This window comes from uncultured Streptomyces sp., assembly GCF_947488945.1.
Classification (GTDB): domain Bacteria; phylum Actinomycetota; class Actinomycetes; order Streptomycetales; family Streptomycetaceae; genus Streptomyces.
In genome coordinates, this window is sequence record NZ_CANLBS010000107.1 from 1 (window position 1) to 272 (window position 272).

Sequence of the window (272 nt, forward strand, 5' to 3'; positions counted from 1 at the left end):
TGCGCCTCCTCCCACACCAGGGAGTGCACCCCCAGCTTCGGCTTCCAGTGGAACTTCACCAGCGTCGAGGCCCCCTCCGCGTCCACGAGGCGGAAGGTGTGGACACCGAAACCCTCCATCATCCGGTAGGAACGCGGAATACCCCGGTCCGACATGTTCCACAGCGTGTGATGCGTCGCCTCGGTGTGCAGGGTCACGAAGTCCCAGAACGTGTCGTGCGCGCTCTGCGCCTGCGGGATCTCCCGGTCCGGATGCGGCTTCCCCGCATGGAT

1 protein-coding gene is annotated in these 272 nt (G+C 65.8%); it reads right to left on the reverse strand.

What is annotated here, in order from left to right:
• Positions 1-272: catalase (locus Q0994_RS34005; RefSeq protein ID WP_299542613.1), on the reverse strand; the 272-nt coding region annotated here is incomplete at both ends.